8 protein-coding genes are annotated in these 8,360 nt (G+C 68.6%); 1 reads left to right on the top strand and 7 read right to left on the bottom strand.

Features of this window, described 5'->3' with window-relative positions; translation table 11 throughout:
* The 6 genes from A5688_RS16340 to A5688_RS16315 all read right to left on the bottom strand — a co-directional run.
* Positions 1–1,381 (bottom strand): prolipoprotein diacylglyceryl transferase (locus A5688_RS16340; protein ID WP_068268215.1); only part of this gene is annotated, 1,381 nt, incomplete at its 3' end.
* Entirely contained in the window at positions 1,378–2,193 is an 816-nt protein-coding gene (gene trpA, locus A5688_RS16335; protein WP_067828667.1) for a tryptophan synthase subunit alpha, read from the bottom strand. The genes A5688_RS16340 and trpA, both read right to left, overlap by 4 nt.
* Positions 2,190–3,452, bottom strand: a complete 1,263-nt coding sequence (gene trpB, locus A5688_RS16330) for a tryptophan synthase subunit beta (protein WP_207546683.1) — start codon at positions 3,450–3,452, stop codon at positions 2,190–2,192. Before trpB ends, trpA begins: the two co-directional genes overlap by 4 nt.
* A 71-nt stretch (positions 3,453–3,523) precedes the next feature.
* Positions 3,524–4,342 carry an indole-3-glycerol phosphate synthase TrpC gene (gene trpC / locus A5688_RS16325; protein WP_067828672.1) on the bottom strand — a complete coding sequence of 273 codons (819 nt, stop codon included), beginning with the start codon at positions 4,340–4,342 and terminating at the stop codon, positions 3,524–3,526.
* A 113-nt stretch (positions 4,343–4,455) separates the two neighbouring features.
* Positions 4,456–5,142 carry a TIGR02234 family membrane protein gene (locus tag A5688_RS16320; RefSeq protein WP_067908305.1) on the bottom strand — a complete coding sequence of 229 codons (687 nt, stop codon included), beginning with the start codon at positions 5,140–5,142 and terminating at the stop codon, positions 4,456–4,458.
* A complete protein-coding gene (locus tag A5688_RS16315; RefSeq protein WP_067908308.1) occupies positions 5,135–6,667 on the bottom strand; it encodes an anthranilate synthase component I in 1,533 nt (510 codons plus the stop codon). Before A5688_RS16315 ends, A5688_RS16320 begins: the two co-directional genes overlap by 8 nt.
* 94 nt (positions 6,668–6,761) lie before the next feature.
* Between A5688_RS16315 and A5688_RS16310 the strand changes: the two genes are divergently transcribed.
* Complete coding sequence (locus tag A5688_RS16310; RefSeq protein WP_067828678.1) at positions 6,762–7,220, top strand: peroxiredoxin; 459 nt, start codon at positions 6,762–6,764, stop codon at positions 7,218–7,220.
* A gap of 3 nt (positions 7,221–7,223) precedes the next feature.
* Here A5688_RS16310 and A5688_RS16305 read toward each other — a convergent pair whose 3' ends face one another.
* On the bottom strand, positions 7,224–8,315 hold the full coding sequence (locus A5688_RS16305) for a calcium:proton antiporter (RefSeq protein WP_067828681.1): 1,092 nt from the start codon (positions 8,313–8,315) through the stop codon (positions 7,224–7,226).
* Positions 8,316–8,360 lie beyond the last annotated feature (45 nt).

Here is an 8,360-nt window from a genome sequence, read left to right as displayed (position 1 = left end):
GCTCTTCACCTTCGGGCTCTTCAGCTTCCGCTTCGGGCTCTTCGACCTCGGGCTCTTCGGCTTCCGCTTCGGACTCTTCGGCTTCGGGCTCTTCGGCTTCCGGCTCTTCAGCTTCCGCTTCAGGCTCTTCCGCTTCGGACTCTTCGGCCTCGGGCTCCTCGGCCAGATCCTCGGCCTCGGGCTCTTCGCCTTCAGTCTCTTCGACTTCGGACTCTTCGACTTCGGACTCTTGGACTTCGGGCTCTTCAGCTTCCGCTTCAGGCTCTTCCGCTTCGGGCTCTTCCGCTTCAGGCTCTTTCGCTTCGGACTCTTCGGCCTCGGGCTCCTCGGCCAGAGCCTCGGTCTCGGGCTCTTCGGCTTCCGCGTCGAGGGCGGCGGTTTCGTCAGATTCCGCGGTCTCCGCCGGGCCGGCCGGGGCATCGGCCGCGGCGACGGCGGCAGCGCCCGCCGCAGTTGTCGCCGCGGCGACGGTCACGGACTCCTCTTCCGACTCGGCTTCGGCCGCTTCCTCTTCGAGGTTGCCGCGCAGGCTCTCGGGATCTTCGCGTCCCTTTGGCGCAGCCATCAGATACACCACGGCCCCGATGAACACGAACGTTGAGGTGAACGAGTTGATCCGGATGCCGGCGATGTGGGTGGCGGTGTCGTCGCGCAGCAACTCGACACAGAATCGTCCGACGCAGTAGCCCGCCACGTACAGAGCGAACAGCCGCCCGTGGCCCAGTGTGAAGCGCCGGTCCGCGTAGATCAGCACGACGAAAATCAGGACGTTCCAGAGCAATTCGTAGAGGAACGTCGGCTGCACAACGAATGCGAGCTGCCCCGTCGAGACGCCGTCCAGCGAATGGGGGTCGATGTATCCCGAGGGGTCGCGACGGTAGAAGATCTCCAGACCCCACGGCAGGGTGGTTTCGCGGCCGTAGAGTTCCTGGTTGAAGTAGTTACCGAACCGGCCGATGGCCTGCGCCAGAATGATTCCCGGGGCCAGCGCGTCGGCGAAGGCCGGCAGTGGAATCCCGCGCCGGCGGCAGCCGATCCATGCACCGACGGCGCCGAGAGCCACCGCACCCCAGATGCCCAAGCCGCCGTCCCAGATCCGCACGGCCGCCCCGATTCCCGCGCCGCCGGGGCCCCAATATGTTCGCCAGTCCGTGGCCAGGTGGTAGAGCCGGCCACCAATCAATCCGAAAGGCACGGTCCACAGCGCGATGTCGTAGATCACGCCGCGTTCGCCGCCGCGCGCCTCCCAGCGCCGGTCACCGATCAGCAGCGCGGCCACGATGCCGGCGATGATGAACAGCGCGTAGGCCCGGATGGGGAGCGGCCCCAGGTGCCACACACCCTGCGGCGGGCTCGGGAAATAGGCCAGGAGTTTCGTCATGAGGCGTCCGCCCTCTGACGAACACCGGCGGCGAGTTCCTCAGTCAGTGCACGCAATGCAGTCAACCCCCCGTCCCCCAGTGCCGACACCAGCGCGGACCCGACAATGACCCCGTCGGCGTAGCTGCCGATCTGGGCGGCCTGCTCCCGCGACCGCACCCCCAGACCGACCCCGACGGGTATGTCCGATAACTCTTTGACCCTGCTCACCAACTCGGGCGCGGCGTTGGACACCGCGTCACGCGCCCCCGTGACCCCCATCGTCGAAGCCGCATAGACGAATCCGCGCGACGCCTCGACAGTCATCGCCAACCGTTGCGGCGTCGAGGACGGCGCCACCAGGAATATCCGGTCCAACCGGTGCTCGTCGGATGCCGCCAGCCACTGCCCGGCTTCGTCGGGGATGAGATCCGGCGTGATCAGGCCGTATCCGCCCGCCGCTGCCAGATCCCGGGCGAACGCGTCAACCCCGTAGCGCAACACGGGGTTCCAGTAGGTCATCACCACGGCGCGTCCACCGGCCGCGCTGATCGCCTCGACCGCGGCGAGGGTGTCGCGGACGCGCACTCCCCCGTGCAACGCGAGCTCGGTGGCCTTGGCGATGGTCGGGCCGTCCATGCCGGGATCCGAATAGGGAACCCCGACTTCGATGATGTCGCAACCCGATTCGACCAGGGCGGTCATTGCGTTCACGGACGTCGGCACGTCCGGGTAACCGGTGGGCAGGTAACCGATCAGCGCCGCGCGATTGTCGTTGCGGCAGCCGGCGAAGACCGACTCGAGCCTGCTCGCCTCGCTCTGTTTCACCGTCATCGATCGCTGGACCCCAACAGCCCGAACCACTTCGCCGCCGTCTCGACGTCCTTGTCGCCGCGCCCGGACAGGTTCACCACGATGATCGCTCCCCGCCCCAATTCGGGGCCCAATTTCAGGGCGCCGGCCACGGCGTGCGCAGATTCGATGGCCGGGATGATCCCTTCCGTGCGGCACAGGATGCGGAACGCGTCCATCGCCTCCGAGTCGGTGATCGGACGGTACTCGGCACGCCCGGTCTCGCGCAGATACGCGTGTTCTGGGCCCACCCCCGGATAATCCAGACCCGCTGAGATGGAATGGGATTCGATGGTCTGCCCGTCCTCGTCCTGCAGCAGGTAGGAGAACGATCCCTGGAACGCTCCCGGGGATCCGCCGCTGAAAGTCGCAGCGTGCCTTCCGGTTTCGACGCCGTCGCCGGCCGCCTCGAATCCGACCAGCCGCACGTTGGGGTCATCGAGGAACGGGTGGAAGATGCCGATGGCGTTGGAGCCGCCGCCGATACAGGCCACCACGGCGTCGGGCAACCGGCCGGCCTGGGCCTGAATTTGTGCGCGCGCCTCGAGGCCGATGATCCGCTGAAAGTCGCGCACCATGGCCGGGAAGGGATGCGGGCCGGCGGCGGTGCCGAAACAGTAGAAGGTGTTGTCGGCGTTGGTAACCCAATCCCGGAACGCCTCATTGATGGCGTCCTTGAGCGTCCTGGAACCGCTCTCGACCGAGACGACCGTCGCTCCCAGCAACCGCATCCGGGCCACGTTTAGCGCCTGGCGCTCGGTGTCCACGGCGCCCATGTAGATCACGCATTCCAGGCCGAGCAAGGCACACGCGGTGGCGGTCGCCACGCCGTGCTGACCGGCCCCGGTCTCGGCGATCACGCGCTTCTTGCCCATGCGCTGGGCCAGCAACGCCTGACCGAGCACGTTGTTGATCTTGTGGGAACCGGTGTGGTTCAGGTCTTCTCGCTTGAGGAAGATGCGCGCGCCGGCCTGTTCGGACAGGCGGGGCGCCTCGTACAGGGGCGAGGGCCGGCCGGCGTAGTGCGCCTGCAGGTAATCCAGGGTGTCCAGGAAATCCTGGTTGACACGTTCCTTCTCGTAGGCGGCGGTGACCTCTTCGATCACGGCCATCAACGCCTCGGCGACGTAGCGGCCGCCGTACACGCCGAAATGGCCACCGGCGTCGGGTTCGTGACGGGTGGGTTCGGCGATGGCTGCGCTCGGCAGCGGAAGATCCGGGCGGGACAGGTCCACCATCACCAGGGCTCTACGCGCGGATGGCTCATCTGGTTCAACGTATCAGCGCAGGGGCTCTTGAAGTGGCGTAGTGACTAGCGAGCCGGTTTCGGACAGGACGGATGGGTGCCCGCGGTCACCAGGTCGGCAACCGCGGCGCGCGGGTCACCGCTTTTGACCAGACCCTCGCCTACCAGGACGGCGTCGGCTCCCGCACCGGCGTACGCCAGCAGGTCCCCGGTGCCCCGCACACCGGATTCGGCGATCCTGATCACCTTGCTGGGCAGCCCGGGCGCGATGCGCGCAAAGCAATCCCGGTCCACCTCGAGCGTCGCCAGATCGCGGGCGTTGACGCCGATTACGTTGGCCCCGGCCTTGAGCGCGCGGTCGGCCTCTTCCTCGGTGTGCACCTCGACGAGTGCGGTCATGCCCAGCGATTCGGTGCGGTCCAGCATCGACACCAGCGCCGACTGCTCCAGCGCGGCGACGATGAGCAGCAGCATGTCGGCGCCGTGCGCACGCGCTTCGTGGATCTGATAGGGCTGCACGACAAAGTCTTTGCGCAGAATCGGTATCGAGACCGCCGCGCGGACCGCGTCGAGGTCGTCCAGCGAGCCGTGGAAGCGTCGCTCCTCGGTCAACACGCTGATGATGCGGGCACCGCCGTCTTCGTAGGCCCGGGCCAGCTTGGCCGGATCGGCGATGGTCGCCAGGGAACCCGCCGACGGGCTGGCACGCTTGACTTCGGCGATGACGCCGATTCCGGGCTCGCGCAGCGCGGCCATCACGTCGCGAGGCGGTGGCGCGGCCGCCGCGGCGGCCTTGATCTCGGACAGACTGATGAGCGCTTCGCGCGCGGCGACGTCGGCCCGAACTCCCTCGAGGATGGAGTCAAGCACGGTTGCCGGACTCATGCCTGTCGTTTCCCTTCGCCCTGTCGCCCGCTGTCATGCCACGGCCACTTTGTCGTTCCCCGGCCGATTGCGACGACGTGAATGAAGGGTAGCGGCCCGCGGCTTGCGGTCCGTCACCGACCCTCGGTGTCAGACTCACCTGCCCGATCGGTTGGGTCGCGTCCCTCGTCAAGCGCGTCCCAGATCATCCGCTCCGACATTCCCGGCGTCTCCGGCTTCTCCAGCATCGCCTCGTCGGCGCCTTCGCGTCGCGAAATGGACCGGCGCGTCGCCGGTGTCGCGTACTTTGTCGCGCTCGAGCGGGCCGCTACCGAATCCGACGCGGATCGCATGAGCAGAACTGCGGCGACCAGCGTGCACGCCGCGGCGGCCACCGTGACGCCCGCGCCCCAGTACCGGCGCTCGCTTCCGACCAGCGACATCACCGAGACGTGCGCCAGCTCGGCACCGCGAACCGCGACGTCGGGCAGCGCCCACAGGCTGATCCCGAGGTAGCCGACCGCCAGGCTGACCACCGCCAGCAGGCCCGCCAGGGCGCGCAGCAGCCAGCCCCGCACGGCGATGGCCGCGACGGCCGCGGCCAGCAGGAGCAACGCCAGCGGCAGCAGCGCCGTCGACCACGCCGCGCCGGCCAGGGTCACCTGCTTGGGCGGCCCCAGCCCGTCGAACGACCGGATGACGACCCACGGCAGGCGCGAGGCCGCCCACAACGTCCCCGCGGCAACCACCAGGACCGCCTGAGCGATCCGGATCAGCCACCGGCTGTTCGGCCGGCCGGTGTCCGCGCCGGCCTCACTCATCGGTCCCCGGTTCGGTCAGCGTCTCGGCGGCGGCGATCGCGTTGAGCACCGCGCGGGCCTTGTTGGACGCCTCGGTGTACTCGTAGGGACCGTTGGAGTCCGCCACGACCCCGCCACCGGATTGCACGTAGGCGGTGCCGTCGCGCATCAGGGCGGTGCGGATGGCGATCGCGAAGTCGGCGTTGCCGGCGAAGTCCAGGTAGCCGACCACCCCGCCGTACAGGCCGCGGCGCGTCTTCTCCACCTCTTCGATGAGCTCCATGGCCCGGACCTTCGGTGCACCCGACAGCGTGCCGGCCGGGAAACAGGCCGTCACCGCATCCAGCGCGGTGCGGCCCTCGTCGAGCGTGCCGGTCACGGTCGACACCAGGTGCATGACGTGGCTATAGCGTTCGATGTGGCTGTAGTCCTCGACGCGCACGGTGCCCGGCGCGCAGACCCGGCCCAGGTCGTTGCGGCCCAGGTCGACCAGCATCAGGTGCTCGGCGCGTTCCTTCTCGTCGGCCAGCAACTCCTTTTCCAGCAACTGGTCTTCTTCGTCGGTGTCGCCCCGCCACCGGGTCCCGGCGATCGGGTGGGTGGTCGCGACGCCGTCGGCAACGGTGACCAATGCCTCCGGACTGGAGCCGACAATCGAAAAGTCAGTTCCCCCAGTGCTATTGGGCACATGCAACAGGTACATGTAGGGGCTCGGGTTGGTGACCCGCAACATCCGGTAGACGTCGATCGGGTCGACCGCGGTATCCATTTCGAAGCGTTGCGAGGGCACCACCTGGAACGCCTCGCCCGCGGCGATCTGCTCGACGAGGTAGTCGACGATCTTCCCGTATTCCTCGACGCTGCGCTGCGCGCGGTAGCGCGGCTCGGGCCGCTCGAACGTGGCGACCGTGGACGACAACGGCTGACCCAGCGCGGCGGTCATCACGTCGAGCCGGGCGATCGCGTCGTCGTAGGCCTCATCGACCCGCTCGTCGGTCCCGTTCCAGTTCACGGCGTTGGCGATCAGCGTGATCGTGCCCTCGTGGTGATCGACCGCGGCCACATCGGTGGCCAGCAGCAGCAGCATGTCGGGCAGCCTGAGGTCGTCGACGGCCAGTTCGGGCAGCCGTTCCAGGCGCCGCACCATGTCGTAGGCGAAGAAACCGACCATGCCGCCCGACAGCGGCGGCAGCCCCTCGAGCGGCCCGGTGGCCAGCAGCTCCACCGTGGCCCGTAGGGCCTGCAGCGGGTCGCCCCCGGTCGGTGCGTCCTGTGGCACCACGCCCAGCCAGACGGCTTCCCCGTCGCGCACGGTCAGCGCCGACGGCGCCCCCGCGCCGATGAACGACCACCGCGACCAGGAGCGGCCGTGCTCGGCCGACTCCAGCAGAAACGTGCCGGGGCGGTCGGCGGCGAGTTTGCGGTAGGCCGACAGCGGCGTCTCACTGTCGGCCAGCACCTTGCGGGTCACCGGAACCACCCGGTGCTCGGCTGCCAGCTGGCGGAAGTCCTCTCGTGAGGTCGTCGCGGCGAGGTGGGCTTGCACCGAACCATCCTCCCAGATGGGGGTCGCGGGTTCGCGGGCGTAACGCCATGGCGGATATCGAGGCGGTTTCCCGCCGTGGCGTTACGCTCGCGACATGAAACCTGGTGACACCGTCGCGGACTTCGAGTTGCCCGATCAGACCGGGGCGCCGCGCAAGCTCAGCGAACTGCTTTCCAGCGGACCCGTCGTGCTGTTCTTCTACCCGGCCGCGATGACACCCGGCTGCACCAAGGAGGCGTGTCACTTCCGCGACCTGGCCGCCGAATTCGCCGCGGTCGGGGCGAACCGGGTCGGAATCAGCGCCGACGCCGTGCCCAAGCAGGCCAAGTTCGCCGACATGCAGAAGTTCGACTACCCCCTGTTGTCGGACACTGACGGCGCCGTCGCCACGCAGTTCGGCGTCAAGCGCGGCCTGCTGGGCAAGCTGATGCCGGTCAAGCGCACGACGTTCGTCATCGACACCGACCGCACGGTGCTCGAGGTGATCTCCAGCGAGTTCAACATGGACAGCCACGCCGACAAGGCGCTGGCGACGCTGCGCGCCCGGGCGTGACCGTCAGGGGCTGATCGCGAGGAACACGTAGGCGGCCAGCATCACCAGGTGCACCTCGCCCTGCAGGCGGGTGGCCCGGCCGGGAACCACCGTCAGCACACTGACCACGACGGTCAGGGCGAGCAACACCAGCTGGATGGCGCCGAGGCCGAGCACCAGCGGCCCTTTGAGCCAGATCGACGCCAGCGCGATCGCCGGGATGGTGAGCCCGATGCTGGCCATCGCCGAGCCGTACGCCAGGTTCAGGCTGATCTGGATGCGGCCCTGCCGCGCCGCCCGGACCGCCGCGATCGTCTCGGGCAGCAGCACCAGCGCCGCGATGATCACGCCCACGAACGACTGCGGGAAGCCGACCGCGGTCACCGCCTTCTCGACGGCCGGTGACTCCTCCTCGGCCAGGCCTACCACCGCCACCAGGGCGCCGAGCATCAGCCCCAGGCTGGTCAGCGCCGCGCGGGTGGTCGGCGGTTCGGCATGGCTTTCGTCCGCGAAGAGGCTCTTCTGGCCCTTCTGCGCGACCGGCAGGAAGAAGTCGCGGTGCCGCACCGTCTGGGTGAACACGAACACCAGGTAGAGCAGCAGCGAGGCGACCGCGGCGAAGGTGAGCTGCCCGGGTGAGAACTCCTTGCCGACCGTCGTGGTGGTGAACGCGGGCAGCACCAGGCTCAGCGTCGCCAGGGTGGTCACCGTGGCCAGCGCGGCGCCGCTGCCTTCGGCGTTGAATATCGTCACGCCGTAGCGCCGGGAACCGAGCAGCAGCGACAAGCCGGCGATTCCGTTGGTGGTGATCATCAGCGCGGCGAACGCCGTGTCCCTGGCCAGGGTCGCCGTCTCGTTGCCCCCGGATGCCATCAGCTCGACGATCAGGGCCACTTCGATGACGGTCACCGCGGCCGCGAGCACCAGCGACCCGAACGGCTCGCCGACCCGGGCCGCGACCACCTCCGCGTGGTGCACCGCGGCGACCACCGCACCGATGAGAAACAGCGCCGTCAGCCCCACCAGCACGGGACCGAGCGTCTCGCCCCAGATCAATACCAGCACGACAACGGAGAGCACCGGCACAACGACGTTCCAGGACGACCATTTCGACATTGCCCGCCATTCTTGTCGAAGTCGTGCGCGTTCGCGTGCGGAACG

The sequence above is a fragment of the Mycobacterium mantenii genome (genome assembly GCF_001667865.1).
In the GTDB taxonomy this organism is placed as follows: Bacteria; Actinomycetota; Actinomycetes; order Mycobacteriales; family Mycobacteriaceae; genus Mycobacterium; species Mycobacterium mantenii_A.
The sequence above is the reverse complement of the archived record's forward strand: the minus strand, read 5'-3'. Positions and strand labels throughout refer to the sequence as shown.

Coding starts and splice junctions, on each gene's coding strand:
- A5688_RS16305 (WP_067828681.1), bottom strand. CDS start 8,315: ATGTCGAAATGGTCGTCCTGGAACGTCGTTGTGCCGGTGCTCTCCGTT.
- trpA (WP_067828667.1), bottom strand. CDS start 2,193: ATGACGGTGAAACAGAGCGAGGCGAGCAGGCTCGAGTCGGTCTTCGCC.
- A5688_RS16310 (WP_067828678.1), top strand. CDS start 6,762: ATGAAACCTGGTGACACCGTCGCGGACTTCGAGTTGCCCGATCAGACC.
- trpC (WP_067828672.1), bottom strand. CDS start 4,342: ATGAGTCCGGCAACCGTGCTTGACTCCATCCTCGAGGGAGTTCGGGCC.
- A5688_RS16320 (WP_067908305.1), bottom strand. CDS start 5,142: ATGAGTGAGGCCGGCGCGGACACCGGCCGGCCGAACAGCCGGTGGCTG.